Here is a 22,715-nt window from a genome sequence, read left to right on the forward strand (position 1 = left end):
GGGGGTAGTGTTTGCCGGTTACCTGAAATTGATGATGCCACTGATTGTGGTACTTCCGGGTATTGTGGCATTTGTGATCAACAAAGACCCAATGGCTTACAATGTGGGAGAAAATTTGGCTTCAACAACAGCGGATATGGCAGCAGGCGCTATCACCAAATCAGATGAGGCATACCCTTGGTTGCTGAACACCTTTATCCCGACAGGACTTAAAGGGTTGGCATTTGCAGCATTGGCGGCAGCCATCGTTTCCTCTCTGGCATCCATGATCAATAGTACATCCACCATCTTTACAATGGATATCTACAAGGCACATATACAAAAAGAAGCTTCTAACAAGAAGTTGGTAAGTATGGGACGTCTTGTGTCAGTAATAGCCTTGGTGATTGCCGTTTTTGTGGCGCCATTGTTGGGTGAGTTGGATCAGGCATTCCAATTTATTCAGGAGTTTACAGGACTTGTAACACCGGGTGTATTGGTGATCTTTACCTTAGGTCTTTTCTGGAAAAGGGCAACAGCGAATGCAGCCTTTGCAGCGGCTATCCTGACATTCCCGCTTTCATGGGGAATGAAAGTCTTGGTTCCATCCATGCCATTCCTTGACAGGATGTTTATCGTGATGATATTACTGTTGGCTGTAGGCGTGATTGTTTCACTGATGGGAACAGAAGACAAGGAGAAAAGCATCAAACTGGATAAAGGACTTTTCAGTACCAGTACGCATTTCAATATTGCATCAATAGGGATTTGTGGTATTCTATCTGTGTTATATTTGGTATTCTGGTAGAGGATAAACAGCAAACAGACTTTCAATCGGTTAATTTGGTTTAGGGAAAAGTGGAATCGCTTTATATAGCGATTCCATTCATTTTGAAGTAAATAATAAAATGAAAAGACCATACATAATACTAGCTCTAATTCTGCTACTGTTGTCTAATTCGCTTTGGGCACAAAACACCAAACAGCAGAAAAAGCCCAATGTCCTGATGATTATTGCAGACGATATGAACGGTTTTGGGGTCAATAAAATCTACCCGGTAGTCCAGACTCCCCACCTCGATAAATTGGCAAAAGAGTCCATCAACTTTAAGAATGCCGTTTGCAATTCTCCAGTCTGCAATCCTTCCCGTTCTTCCTTTTTCAGTGGTTTGTATCCTCATACCTCAGGGTCTTACTTAAATGGTAGCGATGCTTGGAACCGTTCTGAAAAGGTAAAAGCAATCAAGAGCTTGCCGGAATGTTTTAAAGAAAATGGATATGAAACGTGGGGTAGGGGAAAACTCACCCACAGTCCTGTTCCTGAAGAACGGAAACAGCAAATGTGGGACAACTCATTAGCACGAAATGGAGGGTTTGGACCTTTTCCTGAAGACCAACAATACTGGTATGGCGGAAACAAGTTCAAGTCTGTAAAGGCGTATGAAGATGATCAGGTATTTCCCGATGTGTGGAATGCTGACTCAGCTGTCGTATTTCTGGAGCGAGAACACAAAAAGCCTTTTTTCATGTGCTATGGCTTGTGGCGACCACACTCACCCTACACTGCCCCGAAAAGATTCTTTGACCTGTACAATGAAGAGGAATTAACCTTGCCCGCAACTCACCAAAAAGGAGATCTGGATGATGTACCATTCTTAGGGCGAATGCTGGTGGACTCCCTAAAGAATTTTCAAGGTAGTGAGGAAAACCCTGATGCTTTGGTTAAAAAATTCCTCTATGGCTATGCTGCCAATACTAGTTTTGCGGATTGGAATATAGGTCGTGTATTGGAAGCATTGGACAAATCTGAATATGCGGATAATACGATCGTTATCCTGTTTTCGGATAATGGATTTCATGCCGGATCAAAACAGCGTTGGGGAAAAGCCACGCTTTGGGATATGGCGGATATTGTCCCGATGCTGGTACGTATGCCTGACAAAAAAGGGAGTGTATCCAATGCGACTGTAAGCTTGGTTGATCTCTACCCAACCTTGGTCGAGTATTGCGGCATCAGCAAACCAGCGCAACAAATGGATGGGCAAAGTTTTCACTACTTACTTGAAAACCCGAATGCAAAATGGGATAGACCTTCTTTTACTTCTTATGGCATAAAATATTCGTCTGTTAGAAGCGAGCAGTACCGCTACATTCAATATCCAAATGGAACGCAAGAATTGTATGATCTAAAGCAAGACCCTTACGAGTTTGAGAATATCGTAGAAAAAAGCGATATGAAAGAAGTGATTGAATACCATCAGCAATTTATTCCTGAAAAGTGGGCTGAATCAACAGGCGGAAGACTGGAAGTGAATAGGGATTTTGACGAGGTAATGCGGGAGCTGACGCCTTTACATAGAGCATATGGTAAAAAGAGTAAGAAGAAGAATAAAAGAAAGGAAAAGCAGAAATAGTTGAAGGAGATCTTGAAAAGAAATCTCAATTGTATTCCTTCTAATATAATTGAGATTTCATTAAACCCGTCGATAGTTTAACTTTGGGGAACTGAGGCATGTATTTGTACTATTTTCCAAATGTTATTCCTTTTTTCTAGTACCCCTGTAATTCGAACATTATACTATTTGGGCTGATTCATTATTGACAGTTAGATACCAGTTGCTTACGTCGAGTCAATTTTAGCTTCATTCATTGCTTCAAACTGGTCTATGTGAGCTTTTTTACATTCCTTCCATCCATCATGATGCTCAGATATACCTGTTCCAAAACTAAGCATACTTTCATCATGTGCCATAAGTTCAGACATGAGATCGATATCTTCCTTCTCAAATGATTCATAAAACCTTTGGATAATCTTCGTCACATTAGTTTTCTCAGGTTCTAAATCTTTTTTTTAGAGCATGAAATGGTTATGACAAAAGAAGAAAAAAGGACAGGAAAGAGTAGTTTTGTTTTAATTACTTGAGTTATTTTTAATGAATGTATTCTATTGGGGTATAGGTTTTGAGTATGCTAATGTCCCAAAAAATTGAACTATGTGTAAATCAAAGTGAACATATGGAAGAATATACAATTTGTTATCCTATTGGAGAGGTATTAATGATCAACAGTTGGATGAAAGCTAAATTCTACATACTGAAGATGCCTTATTAAAAGCCACATTAGTGAAATATGGTATTTTGGATATTACATTCAAGAAAGTGGGTATTCAGAAGTTCGTGAAGGTCTTCTGTAATGGAGAAAAAGTTGGTTATTACAATCAAAACTTTGAGGAAAGTGTAAATCATAAAATAGATTTAAATGCATACATACATAATTTTATAAGGGATATTGATCAGCTTTTTCCAATAGCAATAGAGGTTATTGATTGCTGCAAAACGCATAATGAATGGGTATGGTCAGAAAAACACTTTTACCTATAATTATTGGATGACATGTAAATATGAAAGAGAAAATGAGTTTTTTAAAAGGTATTTCGATTCTATTCTTAGGCTGTTGTTCATTATTACTTTTGGGAAGGGATCATTACCTGTTAGGAACCTCTTTGATAATATTCAGATGGGCGATAGTATTGATTGGGATTATAATTCTGTACAGAATTTTTAAAATAACGACCTTGAAAATACTTAGAGGGGTATTGTTTTTTGTTTTACTGTTGCTTTTGGTTGAATCACTCTGGTATAGTTTTTCGCAGCCTGCTTTAGCTAATGTAACGGAAGGTGTTGAACTTGAAATGATGACTTATAATGTCTTCTTTAGAAACAAGAACCCTTTAGCTGTAATAAGACAAATAACAAAGAGGAACCCTGAAATATTGGTTCTTCAGGAAGTAACACCTAAATGGAAAAAAACTTTGTCTGAACAGCTTAGTAGGGTATATCCTTACAACGCTATTTATATTCAAGATGGAACCCACGGTATAGCCTGCTTTTCAAAATATCCAATATTGAGTGACAAATTGTTACTAAACTCGAATCAATTGCCTTTTGCTCAAGTACTAGACATATCAATTAAAGATAAAAGGCTTCAACTATTCAATGTACATCTAGCATCTCCTGCAGTTGCAGTGGAACATCCTGACAAGTTTATGGAGCTGTATAAAGCCAATTATGAATTAAGAAAAACTCAGTTAGATGAAATTATGAGGCTGGCAAAAATTAGTAGGAATAAAACTGATGCACAAGTGCTGATAGGAGACTTAAATACCATGTCTTTTGAACCCCTATATAGGGATTTGAATGCTGAATGGGTAAACTTATATAGTGAAAAGGGAGAGGGATGGGGATTAAACTTTCCCAATCTTGCTAAGGTACAGCCTTTTGTTACACTAGATTATATTTTTATCAGAGGTCAGTTGCAGGCTGTAGGTGCTGAAGTGATCAGCGGGGGAAGTTCTGACCATTTACCAGTTACAGGTAGGGTAATGTTTTGATAGTGTATTGATAAAGAAAATCCACTGACATATTAGGCAGTGGATTTTCTATTTTTCACTCAAACTCCCACTTATACACCCAAGGATCGCCAGTGGTTTTCTGAAATTTGATCAGCTTTTCAGTCATAGCGTTCAGTGTTTCCTGATGCTGAGGTGAGTCAACTAGATTGATGGTTTCGTCAGGATCGTTTTTCAGGTCATAAAGCTCCAGCTTCGGGTGGTGCAGGTAAGTTTCCACTGCCCTTTTTCCATATTGTTCCATTCCCTGGTTCATCACATATTGCCAAGTGGCGGATGCCCATAGGTCAGAAGCAAATGGGTACTGCAGCGGATGGGCGATATTGTAGATCAGCTTGTATCGGTCCGTCCTGATCACCCGCATAGGGTAATACATTGTGACCTCATGGAAGTTATGGGCGGCATAAATTTCCGGCTGTCCTTTCGTATTCGGGTTGTGCAGTACTTCGGTAAAGGAGTGTCCCTGAAATCCTTCGTCCGGAATTTGTCCGGTTGCTATTTCCAATAGGGTGGGGGTCAGGTCTGCCCAGCTGACCAATTGATTCCGCTCACTTCCTTTTCCTTCCTGTTTCGGCATCTTAACCAGCATCGGCAGACGCATGCCCGGTTCGTAGAGCGTGGTTTTGGCACCCGGAAATGCAACACCGTTATCTGAAATATAGATAATCAGAGTGTTGTCGTATTTACCGGATTCCTTCAGCTGTCTGATCAGCGTTTCAAGTCCCTGATCCACTCTACTAACGGACTCATAATATTGTGCGAGTTCCTGACGGGTCGCTTCCGTATCCGGCAGGAAACCCGGGACAATCACCTCTTCCGGTTTGTAGGATTGTGTCGTTACGCCTTTGTAACCGTTTTTCTTGTTTCCGAAAAGGTTTGGTTTAAAAGGCTTGTCATTGGCGTTGTCATGGCTCCGGTGCGGATCGCAGGGGCAATAATACAGGAAAAAAGGATCATCCGAGTTGCTCATAAAACTGTTGGACGCTTCCGCCATTTCTACCGGATTGCGACAGTTGGATGGCAGGACATGCTGAAAGTGATAGACCTTTTCGGGTGCAAGATGATATTTACCCACCCTTGCAGTCCGGTAACCGGATGCTTCCAACATGACGGGAAGGCTTTTCACACCATCGAAAGTACTGAAATGATGGTAGGCATGTTCGTGACCGTAATGTCCAGTGGCATGCCCAAACTTGCCGGTCAGGATCACCGAGCGGCTGGCACTGCAGCTTGCCGAGGTGCAAAAAGCGTTGTTGAACTTGATGCCTTCTGCCGCCAGCCTGTCCATGGCTGGGGTTTTTATCACCGGATTGCCATAGGCACCGATGGCTTCCTTGCCGTGGTCATCCGAGACGATCAGCAGGATATTGGGTCTTTGCTGGGCAAAACTCATACTTGCCAGCGACCATATCCCGAAGAGTAAAATGATGATTCTTGACATAACAAATACGGTTAAAAAAGAGAAGCTGCAAACGGAAATTAGCAGCTTCCTTCCAAAGAAAAATGAATGATAAGATAGGAATTTCCTATTACACTAGTTCAAGCATTAGCGAAGCGGTGCTTGGACTTTTTCAAAATGAAGCATATGCTTCCCGAAAAAGAAGGATACAAGTACCGCCAATTTCACTCGCTTCGCTCTCTTATTAGGCTAATACTTGTACCAGTAGAGAGATATAGTTACTAATACTCTTTTCTCAGCTGGTAGTACAGGTCTGAGAATTTCAACTGCTGCTTGAACTCACGTATACGGGTGTTCTGGTCGATCACTACCAGCTCCAGGTCAAACATATCGGCAAAGTCTTCCATATACTCGGTGGTCAGTGCCTGACTGTAAACTGTATGGTGGGCACCTCCTGCATGAATCCATGCTTCCAGTCCGGTTTTCATGTCCGGAGTGGTCTGCCACAATACCCTGGCAACGGGCAGTTTCGGCAGATCCTGCGGTGGAGTGATGGCTTCCACCTCGTTGACGAGCAGTCTGAAGCGGTCGCCCAACGTGATCAGTGAGGCATTGATGGCAGGTCCTGCCGGAGAGTTGAACACCAGTCTGACAGCGTCGGCTTTGCCACCGATACCCAAAGGATGCACTTCGCATCTTGGTTTTCTGTCAGCGATTGAAGGACAGATTTCCAGCATATGGGAACCGAGTACGGCTTCCTTGCCCGGCTCAAAGTGGTAAGTATAGTCTTCCATGAAAGAAGTTCCGCCTTTCAGCCCTGCCACCATTACCTTGGAGGCACGCAGCATGGCGGCTGTTTTCCAGTCGCCTTCTGCCCCGAAACCGTATCCGTCTGCCATCAGCCTTTGCGCTGCGATGCCCGGCAGCTGAACCATATTGGTCAGGTTTTCAAAAGTATCGGTAAAGCCCTTGAAGTTGCCATTGGTAAGGAAACTGCGAAGTCCCAACTCAATGCGAGCCGCATCCATCAGAGACTGACGGTGAGTACCGCCTTTCAACAGATTGTCAGTCATGTCGTAGCTTGACTCATATTCTTCCATCAGGCTAGCGACAGCGGGGTCTTCCACTGATCGGATATGCTCTGTCAGATCACCCAGGCCGAAGCCGTTCACCGAGAATCCGAATTTGATCTCTGAAGAAACCTTGTCACCCTCGGTTACCGCCACATAGCGCATATTGTCTCCGATACGGGCAAATTTTCCTCCCTGCAAGTCTGCTTTGGCAGCTGCCACTCTAGCCCAAACATCGATCTTTCTGCGTACCTCAGGATCCTGCCAGTGACCTGCGACCACCTTGCGGTTCAGGCGCATACGGGTATTGATAAACCCGAACTCACGGTCACCGTGGGCAGACTGGTTCAGGTTCATAAAGTCCATATCGATCTCTGACCAAGGGATATCACGGTTGAACTGCGTGTGCAGGTGCAGCATCGGTTTTTGCAGGGTTTTCAATCCTAGAATCCACATCTTGGCAGGAGAGAAGGTATGCATCCATGCTACCACGCCTACACATTGTGCTGCCTGATTGGCTTCCTGACAGAGACCGTAGATTTCTTCGGGCGTCTTGACGGTAGGTTTGTAGACCACTTTCAGGGAAATTTCCTCACAGTCATCCAAACCGTTGACGATCTGTCTGGAATGTTCAGCGACCTGTCTCAGCGTTTCCTCCCCATATAGGTGCTGGCTGCCAGTCACGAACCATATCTCACGTTCTTTAAGGTTGATCATTTTAATAGTATATTTTTATTCGTTTAGTCATTATTAAAAATCAGGATTGCCCGTAATAGGCATTCTTGCCGTGCTTCCTGTAATAGTGCTTTTCCTTAAGGGACTGCTTCAGTCTTGGGGTTTCCGGATTTACCTGCAACGTGATGCTTGCCATACGTGCTAACTCTTCCATAACGGCGCTGTTGTACACGGCTTTGGCGGCGTTCTTACCCCATGAGAAAGGTCCGTGGTTCTGCACCAGTACCATTTCCACTTCTTCTGCGCTGAAACCTTCTTTCAGGAAAGTGTTGATGATCAGGTTGCCAGTTTCATGCTCATAGTTACCCTGAATCATATCATCGGTCAATTCTGGCGTACACGGGATATCCTGCGTTAGGTGGTCGGCATGGGTAGTACCGAAGATCGGCACCGGTCTGCCCGCCTGTGCCCATGATACGGCATAGGTGGAATGCGTATGGCAGATGCCCCCGATATGTTCCCATGTCTTGTAGAGTAGCGCATGGGTTTTGGTATCGGAAGAGGGGCGCATGCTGCCTTCCAGTATATTATTGTCGAAATCGACAATAACCATATCCTCCGGCTTCAGCTGTTTGTAAGGAACACCGCTTGGCTTGATGGCGAAGACGCCTTTGCTACGGTCCACGGCACTCACGTTACCGAAAGTGAAAATAACCAGCTCCAGTTCCGGCAGCTGCATATTGGCTTCATAGCATTCCTGCTTCAACGCTTTGTACTGACTCATTGTCTTTGGTGATTTTTTCGGTGAAAGATCCTATTTGTTTGTATTGTTCATAAAGGGAAGCGTAGTGACTCACATGTGCTGCGATGGGTTGGTAAGTGGTTTCAAAACCGCTTGACATACTTTCCATGGCGGTCAGAACGTCAGGATAGATACCCGCTGCCACTGCTGCATACATGGCAGCGCCCAAGGCAGGTGCCTGCTCCGAGCGGACCACCTTGATCGGTTTGTTCAGTACGTCAGCCAGTGTCTGCATCACGAGGGTGGATTTTTTGGCTACGCCACCCATGCCCACAACAGTATGGATCGGCACGCCCTCTTCCTCAAAGCGTTCCACAATCGCTTTGGAGCCGAAACAGATCGCTTCTACTAGTGCCTTGAAGATTCTTGGGGCATCAATGCCCATATTCAACCCGTGGATAGCGCCTTTCAGCAGTTGGTTGGCATCAGGGGTACGTCTTCCATTGATCCAATCCAGTGCAATCACAGACGAGTCAGTCACCGGAATTCTCTCAGCCGCTTCTGAAAGGGCAGGGATGATATTGTCGGAAACCTGCTGCAGTTCCTGTGGCGCCAGTTCCTTGGCAGACCAGATCAGCAGGTTCTTGAACCATGCCAGCACATCCCCGAATCCGGATTGTCCAGCTTCCAATCCGATCATGCCCGGAATGATGGAACCGTCCACCTGACCGCAGATGCCCTGCACGAGATTATTATCGATTTCTTCTTCCGATGCGACTAACATATCGCAGGTCGAAGTGCCCATCACTTTTACCAAGGTATTGGACGTAATAGCACCGCCTAACGCACCCGCATGGGCATCAAATGTACCCACCGTGACAGTAACCTCCTCGGTAAGTCCCAGTCGGGAAGCCCATTCCTGGCAGAGTTTTCCGGCAGCCTGCTCAGCAGTATAGGTATGTTCATACAGATTGTCTCTCAGGTCTGCCAGCGAAGGATCCAAAGCTGACAGGAATGCCTTGTCCGGAAGTCCGTCCCATGACGGATGCCACATGGCTTTATGACCGGCAGCGCAGCGACTTCTTTTAAAGGTCTTCAGGTCTTTGGCACCGGTCAACACAAAAGGAATCCAGTCGCAGTGTTCCATCCAAGAATAAGCTGCGGCTGCTACCTCCTTGTCCTCACGGATGACATGCAGCACTTTCGCCCAGAACCACTCCGAAGAGTAGATGCCTCCTTCATATTTGGTAAAGTCTTCACCGCCCCAGCTTGCTGCCAGCTGATTGATTTCCTCCGCCTCTCTGATAGCCGTATGATCCTTCCACAACAGGAACATGGCATTGGGATTTTCCTCAAAACCTGCTGTCATCGAAAGTGGTGTTCCCTGTGCATTCACGGCTACTGGGGTGGAGCCGGTTGTGTCTACCGAAATGGCTTTGACAAAACGGCGTTCAGCAAGTGTCAGCTCTTCAACCACAGCCTTCACAGTAGCTTCCAGTCCTTCGAGGTAATCCAGCGGGTGTTGGCGAAACTGATTTTTCAGGGCATCGCAGTAAGTCAACTTGTTCCATCGCTGATACGGGTGGACGTGTGTCGCCATCACTTTTCCATCAGCGGTATTCACCAGTATCGCACGGCATGAGTCGGAACCGTAGTCCAGCCCAATCACATATTGTTTGGTGTTGTTCATATCTTTAAATATTTGATGTACGGTTTGTGCAGGAACTAAAGTAGGAGGAGTGACGGGTGGCGGGTTGTTCAATTGTTCACGAAAATAGTCCTGATCGTTCACAGGGTTTTTAATAGTGAAATGGAACATTGTACAAGTACAAAAGGGAAAAGTAGAAGGCTGTCTAATTTGAACCTGTCAAATTGAGATAATACGATAGGAACGAAATGCTGTACGATGATAGTAGAAAGGATGTTTTCATGACACTACTGATACAAATGGGCAAGCTGTTAGTCCTGTTCAGATATTTTGCCTGAATGTTTCTTATTCAGAATGTGATTTTATGAATTGTAAATCAGTCACTTATTTGGATGAGTGATAAATGAATCATGGCAACATCGCAATTATGTTGTAGCCGATATTCCAAATTCATTTCAATTCTAAAATCCAAAATGAAAAAATTTGTATCTGTTTTACTGGTAGTCTTACTGCTGCCTGTTACTATCCTCTGTGCACAGAAAAGAGTAGCGTTGAGCCATGATGGCAATGCGCACGACAGGGATGATATTCCAGCAGCGGTTGCTACTATGGCGCTGGTCAAGAAAGCAGAAGACCAAGGCATTCTCCAGTTGGTTCACTACCATATTAACTGCCACTCATGGAGTGACCATGATCAAGAAATTACGAATCAGCGAACCAAACAGGAAACTGCTATGGCTGAAGGTAAAGCATTGTGGTATCCAAACAGTAATGTCTTTTACAATGCTCGCTCAGCGACCAGTGCAACCATCACACACCTGAAGAACCAGATCAATGCCTCGACAGCTTCAGATCCGCTGTACATCATTGCGGCAGGACCTTTCGAGGTCATCTATCAGGCATTGGCTGCTGCCACGCAGGCAGGCAGGGACAACACCATTATCATCTCCCACTCCAACTGGAATGAGAACCACGATGATGACGGTGCCAACAGCCATGATTGGGCGGAAACCGATCCGTTTATCAAGGCAGCCAATTTTGTGAAAATCGTGGACCAGAATTTCTGTGAGGACAGCAATGTGGCGACCGGATTCAGGAGAACAAGCGGAAACGGTAACAGCTATGCTGACTTCGACTGGATGATCGGAACGGAGTATCAGATTATCCGTGACAAGATGGTACTGGTCAACCGGGCGGATATTTCCGATGCTGGAATGGTGTATTACCTGATCACCAATGATGAATACGGCGGACCTGTCAAGATGGAAAACTTCCTGCTTTCAGGCGGCGGCGGATGTTCAGGTGTTTCCGATATCTCTGATCTGACCGCTGTACAATCAGGCTGTAACACTGTGGACCTTGACTGGTCAACAGACCCTTGCGCCACAGCGTATATCGTTAGACGGAAGATTGTAGGAGAGGCTACTTATGCCAATCTGGCTACTGTGACAGGGACTTCCTATGCAGACAATAGTGTGGCGTTGGGTACAAGCTACGAGTATCAGGTTCGTCCTTCGGATGGAACCAATAAAGGTGTCTCCAATAATCCGGTAGTGAACATGCCGGCAACCTGTGGCACGACTGGCTACTTCCACATTTTCAACAAGAATTTCGGGAAGAAGATCAGGCCTTATGGCTCAGGGGTTTCTCAGGTACAGGCTAGCAGCACAGGTGACTGGACACAGTGGGAACAGGTGACGACCTCAGGAGGTTATTTTCGCCTCAAGAATAAAGGTTCAGGGCAGTACCTCAGTATGCCTGATGCCACTGATGAAGCAGTGATTACCACCTCTACTGCTACAACCAATCAAGAGGAATGGAAAACAGTAGACACCGGTGACGGCTACTTTCATTTGGAAAACCGTGCAAGTGGCAAGCGTATCAGAAGTACTTCTGCCGATGATTACAATGCAGCTCCATCTGGGGACCATACCGTAAAAGTGGCACCTTCCAGTGCCACTGGTGACTGGACAAGATGGGAGTTTATCAATGTAAGCGGAGCAAGGCTTGGATTAAGTGCAATTGAAATACAGTTAGATAACATCATACTATATCCAAACCCTGTGATACATACACTTTCACTTTCTGGTGTAGAAAAAGGAGAGAAAGTTAGTCTATTTACCTTGGAAGGAAAACAGTTGGGCCTGATCGAACTAGGGCAGAATGGGAATGTGATTAACCTGTTACCTGGATGGTATCTGATTCGCCATATGGGAACCTCTTACAGGTTTGTTAAGAAGTGAATTATGACATTTTTGGGGTATGACTTGACCAGAGTCATACCCTGTTACTTTCAATATCAGACGAAAATGAAATCCAGAAAACTATTGTTTATGCTGTTGCTGGTCGGGATGCCGCTACTGGTACAGGCTCAGCTTGAAGTGTACAGCTATCCAGATAAAATCATTGATGCCAACAAGGGGTACAATGCCCGTTCTGCCTTGTATCAGGTATTTGTATCGGAAGGAAATGCCTCCAAGGAAGCGTATGTGATGTATGACCGCAATCAGGCGGCATACAGGAAAAATCTTAGCCGAAATCCTGACAACCATTGGACAAACTTCTCTCATGGAAAAGAGGTCACGGTTACGGTGGTAAAGAAGGAAGGCGACATCCGAAGCTGTACGGTTTATCCGCTGAAAAAGGGAATTCAGGCAACGGTGATCAATGGGAAAGCAACTTTCCAGATACCCGCAAGTAAAACGCCATTGCAGGTATTTGTCATGCTGGACAGCAACCCTGCAGAGCCGCTCTTTATCTTTGCCGATCCGCTGGAAGAGGATGTGCCGGACAGAAAAGATATTGCCCAAGTGGAGGTGATCCGCACCACGGATAAGATTGAAATGGTCAGAAAGAAACTGAACAGTGCCAAACCTTATGCGGTATTTGAGGAAGGTATGCACCAATGGGACGGCGGCTCGCATATGCAATATGAGGGCTACAAAATGCCCATCAGATCCGGAAAGAAAATTTACCTGCCGGGAGGTGCTTATGTAGTGGGTTCTTTCTCTGGTGAAAGCCAGCAGGATTTCAAGATCTATGGGCGAGGGGTATTGTCCGGTTGTGGTCTGCAGGTGATAGAGGATGTATCTGGCATTCCATATTCCTTGGTTTACCAGACCGGAGAAGAAAGTACCGGTACGGTGGAAGGTATCGTAACAATCTGTCCACCTCATTTTGCCATTACGGGCAGGGGCAAGCTGGATGTATTCAATGTGAAGATGCTGTCTTGGTGGTATTCCACGGACGGTACTATTGTGGGAGACAATTCCAAAAACTATGACTGCTTCTTCAAGGTCAATGATGACGCCATGAAGGTCTACAGCCAGAATTGCCACTATCGGAACAATACCATCTTCCAGCAGGTGAATGGTGCACCTTTCCAGTTCTGCTGGAGCAAACAGAACGGTGACGGTAACCTGATGGAGGACACCTATATTGTCTACAGCGTTTACAGGACTTCCTTCCATAAGTTTACCAGCAACACTGCCGTTATCAACTGTCTGAAAGGGTCGGGAAAAGTGACGGAAAACAATACGTTTGATGGCATTTACATTGACAATGGCTGCCATAGGCTGATTGGTCTCAATACAGAGAATGAAAGCAATTCTATTTTCAGGAAAATAAAAATCCGCAATGTGGCGCTGAATGCCGGATTGAACAGCCAGCCACAGGCTGCTGCCAGTTACTTGGTGAATGGCACTGCACAGAACTATGATATCAGTATCGAAAACCTGACGGTAGATGGACATCCTGTCACGGAAACAGAAACTGGAAAGGACGATGCAGGAAAGCTGTGGGTGGCGGAAAATGGCGAATTGCTGAAGTTCAATCAGGCAAGTGACAGCCAATAGCCATTTATAGTTTTCTAAATCGAAAACTAAGTAAAATCCTTGGACTCCGCTCAGGCAACTTGAATAGGTGGCTGAGCGGAGCCGAAGCTTAGAATATTGGTTCGATCACTTATTAGAAGGTTTATTATCATACACGAATTATGCAGTGAACCACTGCCATTATTACCCAAAAACAACTTTTGAACACCATGAAAACAATGCGTTATCTACTGATGATATTGTGTCTCTTTTGCTCATTTCAGGCATTGGCACAGCTGGAACTCTATAACTGGCCTGGCTCGTCAGACATACAGTCAGACAAGTACAGTGTAAGGGTCAGAACTTACCAGAACGGTACACCAGGCACTTGGCAGAATATGACGGAGATTATGTCCAAACCCCGTGACTATGATACAGACAAGGTGGGATTTCCAGCAAGTGATTTTATTACATCCGGAGGTGATTTGGTACATAAGATATGTGGTGGAGATGCCAGTACCGAATTTTTGGAAGACCGTACCTTGACTTTTGTGGAGTTTGGTTTCTCGGGAACCATTGAGGTCGAGGTGACCAAATTGTTTGGAGGTGCTGCTCCTAGGGTGGAAGTCTCTCCTAAAGCATATGGCATCAATCCGCATTACTTTGACGGAACCAAAGTAAGGTTCCTTCTGACTGAGCCAAGGTATGTAAGCGTCAATTTTGATGTGGCGGATAACTGGGATGATGACCGCTATGGTGGAAATAATATCAAGCATGGTGTGATGATCTTTGGAGACAAACCAGAGTCACAGGCAGGGTATACCATTCCGAGCCAGACCGGTGCCAACGTGGTAGTATGGAATAACAATACCGATATTTCCACCATCCTGAATGCAGACATCATCTACTTTCCTCCGGGAGATCACAAGATGAAAAACCATAAGGACAATATCAGTACTTGGCAGACCAACGTGACGACTCAGCAGAACTATCCCTTGTATCATGGACAGTTGCGACTGACAAAACCTGGACAGAAAGTCTACATCGCTGGAGGTGCCTATGTGCGAGGAGCCTTTAACGCCAAAGGCAATGATGATTGCTGGATTTATGGCAGGGGAATAGTATCAGGCAGGGATCATTTGATGCATGAGATTCTGAACTATGGAGGTACGAATGCGAACGGTACTTGGAAACAAAGTACCCAGATAAAAGAAGCGTTCTGTCACTTTGCTACAGGGGCACAATACCATGGGGTGATTTTCAAGGAAGCATTTCACCATACCTGTCCAAGTGGTCAGAACACTGTCATTAAAAATATAAAAATCATTGGCTGGTGTTCCAATAATGATGGCATACGTCCTGGAGGCGGCAGTGACATTGACGGTATCTTTGTCAAGACCAGTGATGACTATGACTATGCCCGTGATCCGCATGAGGTACGTAATTCCGTATTCTGGCCCGGTGTAAATGGGGCAGTGGGAATGCTTGGATGGGGAAATCTGGGAACAGGATTTGCCGAATACCGAGACAACTACATCATTAACAGTGAATGGTCTTCCGCAGGTAAGGACAACACAGGGGTATTTGGTTCGGTAGCAGACGATGGCATCCAGTTGGAATACAATGTAATTGAGCGGATGGCAGTGGAAGACAAGACGGCTTACCTGATCAATGTGACATTGGAAAACAAGAACGGTAACAGCTTCGGTTATATCCGCAATTTCCTGATCAAAGATGTGAAAGTGGAGCAGCCTTTTCAGCTTCCAAATGGTACGCCAGTCAAGCAAAGGATGGCAGGGCTTTCCAACAACTGGATTGACGGTTGGGTATTCACGAATCTGATTGTGGATGGAAAGCTGGTGAAATGGAACAATTACCAGAACTATTTTGACCTGAACCTGACGGGTTCCAATGGTAGCAATACGGATGCAGCCAAATGGGTGAAAAACATCACTTTTAACTCTTCTGGAACCATCCATAATATTACGGTCACTGCCAATGCTGGCGGTAGTTTCTTTCCGTCAGGGAACAGTGGCGTGATTGATTGTCCGGCAGGGACAGATCAGACAGTTACGATACTGCCGAGCAGTGGCAAGAAAATCACGGATGTACTGATTGATGGCGTAAGTCAGGGACGGATGCAGTCTGTCAGTTTTGAGAACGTGACAGGTAACCACACTGTACAGATAGTATTCGGGACTGGTAATGACTACTACGATTTTACTCCATCAAGTGGAGGTTGCTCCGGCATCCAGAATATCACGGACCTAACAGCCGTTCAGAATGGTTGTGGAACAGTTGACCTTAACTGGTCTGCCGACCCATGTGCGATCCAGTATATCGTCCGAAGAAAGATTGTAGGGGAAGCTACTTTTACCAATCTGGCTACGGTTACCGCTACCAGTTATGCAGACAATTCGGTAGCCTTAGGCACCAGCTATGAGTATCAGGTACGTCCGGATGATGGCACAACCAAGATGGTGTCTAATTATCCGGTAGTCAATATGCCAGCTACATGTGGCGCGACAGGCTTGTTCCATATTTTCAATAAGAATTTTGGCAAGAAAATCAGACCCTACAGTGGTGGTGTCTCACAGGTGGAGGCAGGCAGTACTGGCGATTGGACACAATGGGAACAGGTATCGACATCGGGCGGTTACTTCAGGCTACAGAACCAAGGTTCTTTACAGTACCTGAGTATGCCGGATGCCACCGATGAAGCAATGATTACCACCTCAACAGCGACTACCAATCAGGAAGAGTGGAAAACAGTGGACACGGGTGATGGTTATTTCCATCTGGAAAACAGGGCAAGTGGTAAACGTATCAGGTCTACATCAATAGATGATTATAGTACCAATCCCACAGGAGATCATACGGTAAAGGTGGCTCCGTCAAGCGCTACAGGAGATTGGACAAGGTGGGAGTTTGTTTCGGTTGGAGGAGCACGATTTGCTGCCGAAAATACCGAGTTGAGTAATAAGGAATTGACCTTTTACCCCAATCCAGTATCAGAGTCCTTCAAGCTGATATGGAAAGGTAATGCTACAGCACAAGTACAGATTCTGGATTTGCAAGGTAAGGTAGTAAGAGCCTTGGAAGTCAGTCAAGGAACAAAGGATATTTCAACTGCCCAGATTCCTGCTGGTGTGTATCTGCTTAAAGTAGAATCGTCCAATTTTAAGGAAGTGAATAAACTGGTGATCAAATAGGCTGAGGATATGAGAAAGATCATCTTAATATTGGCAATGTTGCTATTGGGGAATTTCGCATTAGGTCAGCAGAAAAACGTGCTACTGATCATGGCGGATGACTTCAACCATTGGTTGCCGGAAATCGGTTACTATCCTGCAGCACAGACACCCAACGTAAGTTCACTAGCTAATAAAGGAGTCCTTTTTGCTAAAGCCTACTGTTCTTCTCCGGTTTGCAACCCATCCAGAAACTCAATGTGGTCGGGATTGCGTCCTTCCACTACTGGCATAACCTCCAACTCAGGGGGGTATGTCAGGGATATTGCAGGGTTTGAAAATGTGGTTACCATGAACCAGTATTTCAAACAGAATAACTATTGGACATACGGGGGCGGCAAACTCTACCATCCAGGTAGTATGGGGAGTTCTGATACCGACCCTACAAACTGGTCAGCACTTTACACGGGTAATTCTGGTGCACAGGGTGGTAGTTTTTATTCCTATGAGGTAGGCAGTGGCAGCCCTATCAAATGGAGTGCAGGCAATTACGATGTCTCTACGTCCAATGATACCCAACTGGCACAGCATATGGCAGATCAGATCACAAACTATAACAAGAACCAGCCATTCTTTATGGGGGTTGGCTTGTTTCGTCCACACCTGCCGTGGAATTGTCCCAAGGAGTTTTATGACCAATTCAATCCGACACAACTGCCAATACCAGATGGATATAGTGCTTCAGATGGTTCTCCATCCTCGGAACATACGACCATCGTGAATGATGGTCAATGGAGCAATGCGCTGCGTGCCTATTTGGCAAATCTTGCCTATGCTGATTACAATATCGGTATTATCCTAGATGCCTTGGAGAATAGTCCCCATAAGGACAATACAATTGTGCTTTTTATGGGGGATCATGGCTGGCATCTTGGAGAAAAGAAGCGGTGGAAAAAGTCATCGGTCTATGAGCAGGCAAACCATACAACCCTGATTATTTATGACCCGTCAGCATCCGGAAACCAGCAGGTAAGTCAGAAGGTGGTCAGTTTACAGGATGTTTACCCAACATTGATTGAATTGTGTAACCTATCCGCAAGAAGTGATGTACAGGGCAATAGCTTACAGCCTTTACTCAACAATCCGAACCAGAGCAGTTGGGATAAGCCAGTATTTGCTACTTACGGTTCTACGAATTATATCAGAACCAACCAATGGAAGTACATCTCTGATGGAGGTAACAGCCAACTATATGATGTGCAGGCTGATCCTTACGAATGGAACAACCTTTATGGAAACACTGCTTACAATACGATAATCAATGACTTGCAGCAGCAGATAGATGACATGTTACTGGAAGGGCAGCAACTGGTAATTGGAGGAGGAGGGTGCACAGCCATTACGGATATCACTGATCTGTCAGCGGTGCAGAATGGCTGTAATACTGTAGACTTGAGCTGGTCAGCAGCCCCATGTGCCATCGAATATATCGTTAGAAGGAAAATAGTGGGGGAAGCCACCTACGCCAATCTGGCAACTGTAACGACTACCAGTTTTTCAGACAATACGGTAGTGTTGGGGACAAGTTACGAATATCAGGTACGCCCATATGACGGTACAACCAAGAAGGTGTCCAACAATCCGGTAGTCAATATGCCAATCACTTGTGGCACGACAGGTTTGTTCCATATTTTCAACAAGAATTTTGGTAAGAAAATCAGACCCTACAGTGGCGGTGTTTCACAGGTGGAGGCAGGTAGTATTGGCACTTGGACGCAATGGGAACAGGTACCAACATCAAGTGGCTATTTCAGGCTACAGAACCAAGGCTCTCTACAGTACCTGAGTATGCCTGATGCTACTGATGAGGCGATGATTACCACCTCAACAGCTACTACTGCCCAAGAAGAATGGAAAACAGTGGAGACAGGTGACGGGTATTTCCATCTGGAAAACAGGGCAAGCGGTAAACGTATCAGGTCGACTTCTGTAGATGACTACAGCACTAATCCCACAGGAGACCATACCGTGAAGGTAGCTCCGTCAAGCGCTACAGGAGATTGGACAAGGTGGGAGTTTGTTTCGGTTGGGGGTGCAAGAATAGCAGCCTTGGATATCATCGGCGAACAGTTTGAGATGAAAGTGTACCCTAATCCTTCAAGAGGCAGGGTGAAAATAGAGTTACCGATAAAAGAAGTTGTATTCGGTCATCTGTTTGATGTCAATGGGAAAATGGTGAAAAACTTCACCTTAAAACAGGGAACGGCAGCATTCACTACCAAAGAACTGAAACCTGGCTTTTACCTGATCAGGCTTAGTACAGCGGAGGGGCCTCTTATCCAGAAATTGCTGATTGAATAGTAAGTAACCCCGACAGATCTATGTAAAGGCTGTCGGGGTTTTGTTTGAATTTCATTTGACCAAATGTGTTTTTCTGTTGACTTATCGTATTTTTCAATTCTTTTTTTCTGTGCTGCTGTTCACCTCACGTAGCACTCATTTTTTATGCTGTACTAAGACATTTATAGCTTTGATGGTTTGGTTTTTTAAATGGTAAATCATTGAAAATGAGTTTTTTTTATTGGTGGGTGGCGAAGGTGGAGATTGAAAAATAGTTCTTTTGATTACCTCATTTGTTCATAGCTGATTGGTGCAGTTGCAGGCATAATTTCCACCTTTTACTTTCACATTGACAACTCATACGAATCATAACGGAGCTAAATCAGCCCTTAAGATATTTTTCAAAACCAATAAGAGATATGATGAGCTTATCTAATTCGATACAGAAAATACTGACAGCAGTACTTTTATTTTCTGTCCTGCTGAATGCAGGATGCCAAAAAACCGATAAGAAATCGGAATTGCCTAAACAACCCAATGTAGTGTATATACTGGTGGATGACTTGGGTTATGGAGACCTAACTGCTTACGGTCAACAAACAATCAAGACTCCCCATCTTTCCAGGATGGCAGATGAAGGAATGTTGTTTACAGACCATTACGCAGGTAGCACTGTTTGTGCGCCATCAAGGGCAGCACTCCTGACTGGTAAACATACTGGTAACAGTTCTGTAAGAGGTAACCACCCAGCACAGGTACAGATACTGGCAGATGAGGACGTGACAGTGGCTGAGGTATTCAAGCAGGCAGGCTACAAGACTGCCAACATCGGTAAGTGGGGAGTTGGTCACCCGATTCCGAACAATGACCCCGGACGTAATGGTTTTGACTATTTCTTCGGTTACCTGAACATGTGGCATGCCCACAACTACTATCCTGAATTCCTGTACAGAAATGAGGAGAAGGTAAGTCTGGCAAACAAGCTGAAAACAGACGAGAACGGTAACAACCCTTGGGCTGACAAGCCGGAGGGCAATGGCTGGTCGGCAGAACGTACGGAATACACGCCGGACCTGTTTGAACAGGAATCATTGAAGTTTATAGAACAGAACAAGGACAATCCGTTCTTCCTGATGGTAACGCTTACTATTCCGCATGCGAACAACGAAAACCTTGAGAATGGTATGGAAGTACCTGATTACGGCAGCTATGTAGACAAGGACTGGCCGGAAGCGGAAAAAGGTTTCGCGGCAATGTTGGAAAGAATGGACAACACAGTGGGTAATATCAGAGCAAAACTGAAAGAACTGGGACTGGAAGAGAATACACTGGTGATGTTTGCCAGTGACAACGGACCTCATACGGAAGGTGGACACGACCCTGACTTCTTTACTTCAAGCGGTGAATGCAGAGGCACCAAGCGAGACATGTACGATGGCGGTATCAAGATTCCTTTTATGGCTGCATGGCCTGGCAAAATCAAGGCTGGAACAACAACAGAACATCTTTCAGCATTCTGGGATTTACTGCCAACGGCTTGTGACCTTACTGGGCAGGCAGCACCTGAAGACATTAACGGTATCTCATTCCTGCCTACGCTTTTAGGAACAGGTGAGCAGCGTGAACACGATTACCTCTATTGGGAATTTTATGAACAGGGTGGAAAGCAGGCGATCCGTAAAGACAAATGGAAGGCAATTAAGCTGAATGTACGCAGCAGTAAGCAACCAGTGACATTCGAGCTTTATGACCTGACGGCTGATGTTGGGGAGGTCAATAATGTGGCTGATCAGTATCCGGAAGTGGTGGAAGAAATGGAAAAACTGTTTGCAGAAGCACACCGCCCATTCAGCGTAACTGACCTATTCTCTGACAAAGAGAATTTGGAAGTAGCTTTTTAGTGAATTTGACAATTGATAAAAGATAGAAAAAATGATTAGCAGAAAACTGATGGGTCTGCTGGTGGTGGGTACGGCGTTGGCTATGTCCTCATGTGGCATGAAAGCCCAGAAACCTAATGAGAATAAGGTATCTGTCAAGAAGACGTTGGTACATGATGTGGCAGCAACCCCACCTATGGGATGGAATTCCTTTGACGCCTATGATTGTAGAATCAATGAAGAGGAATTCAAGGCAACAGTGGACTTTATGGCAGATAACCTATTGGAATATGGTTGGAACTATGCCGTGGTGGACTATGTTTGGTTCAACCATGCACCCGGCAACTGGGATAACCCTGACAGGCGTTTCGGACATCCAGATGTAAGGCTGGATGAGAACGGAATTCCGATCGACAAGTTGGAAATGGATGAGTATGGCAGGTTGCTGCCGTCTGTAAAACGTTTCCCTTCAGCGGTGGAAGGAAAGGGGTTCAAGCAGTTAGCTGACTATGTACACGGCAGAGGCATGAAATTCGGCATCCATATTATGAGAGGTATCTCGAGACAGGCATATTATGAAAATTTGCCAATCAAGGGAACCGAGTTTACGGCACAGGATATCTCTGAGCCTTGGGATACTTGCCCTTGGCAGAATAATATGTTTGGTGTAGACCCAACCAAACCAGGCGCACAGGAGTACTATAACGCTCTTTTTGAGCTTTATGCTGAGTGGGGAGTGGATTTTATCAAGGCAGATGACATGATGGTACCACCTTATCATAAGGGTGAGATTGAGATGATGCGTAAGGCAATTGACAACAGTGGCAGACCGATGGTACTGAGTCTTTCTTGTGGGGAAGCACCATTGTCTCAGGCAAGACATCTAGAAACCAATGCCAATATGTGGCGTATCTCTGCTGACTTCTGGGACAATTGGGAATCGTTGGAACATAACTTTGAATTGCTTGAGGAGTGGTCTTCCTATATTCAGCCGCATCACTGGCCTGATGCAGACATGCTCCCGATTGGCAAATTGTCGCTCAACAACCGTCCTCATGGACCAGAAAGAATGTCGCAGTTTACGGAGGCTGAGCATTACACACTGTTGACACTTTGGAGCATTTCCCGCTCTCCACTGATGATGGGTGGTGATCTGCTTTCTTCACCTGATTGGGTGATCAAGCTATTACAGAATCATGAGGTGTATAATGTGAACCAGAAAAGTGTGGATAACAGGCAGGTGTACCGCAAAAACGGACATGCCTGCTGGGTAGCAACTGATCCGGATACTGGTGACCGTTACGTGGCACTTTTTAACCTTAGGAATGAGGAAAGCCTCGTTACCTTTGAGACGGAATATGAATATATGAGAAAGAAATACAAGGTAAGGGACCTATGGGAAGGCAAGGAAGTTGGTACGGTTGAAAATGATTTTGCTGTGAAAATACCGTCGCATGGGGCAAAGCTATACAGGTTCAGCGCTGTAAATGACGTAGCCTCAAGGTAAATAAATGTTAAGCTAATAGTTATAGAAAGAGGGGCTGATGGTTCCTCTTTCTTTTTTCACCTGA

Annotated in this window: 14 protein-coding genes and 1 pseudogene; 10 read left to right on the forward strand and 5 right to left on the reverse strand. The window is 45.1% G+C overall.

The annotated features are described in order from the left end of the window. Positions 1 to 787: sodium:solute symporter family transporter (locus V6R21_RS01235; RefSeq protein ID WP_408612966.1), on the forward strand; the 787-nt coding region annotated here is incomplete at its 5' end. A gap of 100 nt (positions 788 to 887) precedes the next feature. Then, positions 888 to 2,393: a sulfatase gene (locus V6R21_RS01240; RefSeq protein ID WP_334240124.1), complete on the forward strand. Its 1,506-nt coding sequence runs from the start codon at positions 888 to 890 to the stop codon at positions 2,391 to 2,393. A gap of 77 nt (positions 2,394 to 2,470) precedes the next feature. On the opposite strand, the pseudogene V6R21_RS01245 reads toward V6R21_RS01240, so the two are convergent. Beyond that, positions 2,471 to 2,800 (reverse strand): annotated as a pseudogene (locus tag V6R21_RS01245) (nuclear transport factor 2 family protein). A gap of 301 nt (positions 2,801 to 3,101) precedes the next feature. On the opposite strand from V6R21_RS01245, the gene V6R21_RS01250 reads away from it, so the two are divergent. After that, positions 3,102 to 3,359 carry a hypothetical protein gene (locus V6R21_RS01250; protein ID WP_334240126.1) on the forward strand — a complete coding sequence of 86 codons (258 nt, stop codon included), beginning with the start codon at positions 3,102 to 3,104 and terminating at the stop codon, positions 3,357 to 3,359. Positions 3,360 to 3,379: 20 nt separating this feature from the next. Then, positions 3,380 to 4,369 (forward strand): endonuclease/exonuclease/phosphatase family protein, encoded by a 990-nt coding sequence (locus V6R21_RS01255; RefSeq protein WP_334240128.1) that lies wholly within the window; start codon positions 3,380 to 3,382, stop codon positions 4,367 to 4,369. Between the two features lie 55 nt (positions 4,370 to 4,424). On the opposite strand, the gene V6R21_RS01260 is transcribed toward V6R21_RS01255, so the two are convergent. From V6R21_RS01260 to V6R21_RS01275, 4 genes are all read right to left on the reverse strand, one after another. Next, entirely contained in the window at positions 4,425 to 5,828 is a 1,404-nt protein-coding gene (locus V6R21_RS01260) for a sulfatase family protein (RefSeq protein ID WP_334240129.1), read from the reverse strand. Between the two features lie 239 nt (positions 5,829 to 6,067). After that, complete coding sequence (araA, locus tag V6R21_RS01265; protein WP_334240131.1) at positions 6,068 to 7,573, reverse strand: L-arabinose isomerase; 1,506 nt, start codon at positions 7,571 to 7,573, stop codon at positions 6,068 to 6,070. 40 nt (positions 7,574 to 7,613) lie between these two features. Further along, positions 7,614 to 8,315, reverse strand: coding sequence for an L-ribulose-5-phosphate 4-epimerase (locus V6R21_RS01270; protein ID WP_334240133.1), 702 nt, complete (start codon positions 8,313 to 8,315; stop codon positions 7,614 to 7,616). Further along, positions 8,278 to 9,963 (reverse strand): ribulokinase, encoded by a 1,686-nt coding sequence (locus tag V6R21_RS01275; RefSeq protein ID WP_334240135.1) that lies wholly within the window; start codon positions 9,961 to 9,963, stop codon positions 8,278 to 8,280. The genes V6R21_RS01270 and V6R21_RS01275 overlap by 38 nt, the downstream gene beginning before the upstream one ends. Positions 9,964 to 10,394: 431 nt before the next feature. Between V6R21_RS01275 and V6R21_RS01280 the strand changes: the two genes are divergently transcribed. From V6R21_RS01280 to V6R21_RS01305, 6 genes are all read left to right on the forward strand, one after another. Beyond that, complete coding sequence (locus tag V6R21_RS01280; RefSeq protein ID WP_334240137.1) at positions 10,395 to 12,164, forward strand: RICIN domain-containing protein; 1,770 nt, start codon at positions 10,395 to 10,397, stop codon at positions 12,162 to 12,164. Between the two features lie 66 nt (positions 12,165 to 12,230). Beyond that, positions 12,231 to 13,775 carry a glycoside hydrolase family protein gene (locus tag V6R21_RS01285; RefSeq protein WP_334240140.1) on the forward strand — a complete coding sequence of 515 codons (1,545 nt, stop codon included), beginning with the start codon at positions 12,231 to 12,233 and terminating at the stop codon, positions 13,773 to 13,775. Positions 13,776 to 13,963: 188 nt separating this feature from the next. Beyond that, positions 13,964 to 16,945, forward strand: coding sequence for a T9SS type A sorting domain-containing protein (locus V6R21_RS01290; protein WP_334240141.1), 2,982 nt, complete (start codon positions 13,964 to 13,966; stop codon positions 16,943 to 16,945). Between the two features lie 9 nt (positions 16,946 to 16,954). Further along, the gene (locus V6R21_RS01295) at positions 16,955 to 19,285 is read left to right on the forward strand and encodes a sulfatase-like hydrolase/transferase (protein ID WP_334240144.1); all 2,331 of its coding nucleotides are present in this window, start codon (positions 16,955 to 16,957) and stop codon (positions 19,283 to 19,285) included. A gap of 398 nt (positions 19,286 to 19,683) precedes the next feature. Beyond that, the gene (locus tag V6R21_RS01300) at positions 19,684 to 21,165 is read left to right on the forward strand and encodes an arylsulfatase (protein ID WP_334240146.1); all 1,482 of its coding nucleotides are present in this window, start codon (positions 19,684 to 19,686) and stop codon (positions 21,163 to 21,165) included. Between the two features lie 31 nt (positions 21,166 to 21,196). Beyond that, entirely contained in the window at positions 21,197 to 22,651 is a 1,455-nt protein-coding gene (locus V6R21_RS01305) for a glycoside hydrolase family 27 protein (RefSeq protein WP_334240147.1), read from the forward strand. The last annotated feature ends 64 nt before the right edge of the window (positions 22,652 to 22,715 follow it).

It is taken from the genome of Limibacter armeniacum, assembly GCF_036880985.1.
In the GTDB taxonomy this organism is placed as follows: Bacteria; Bacteroidota; Bacteroidia; order Cytophagales; family Flammeovirgaceae; genus Limibacter; species Limibacter armeniacum.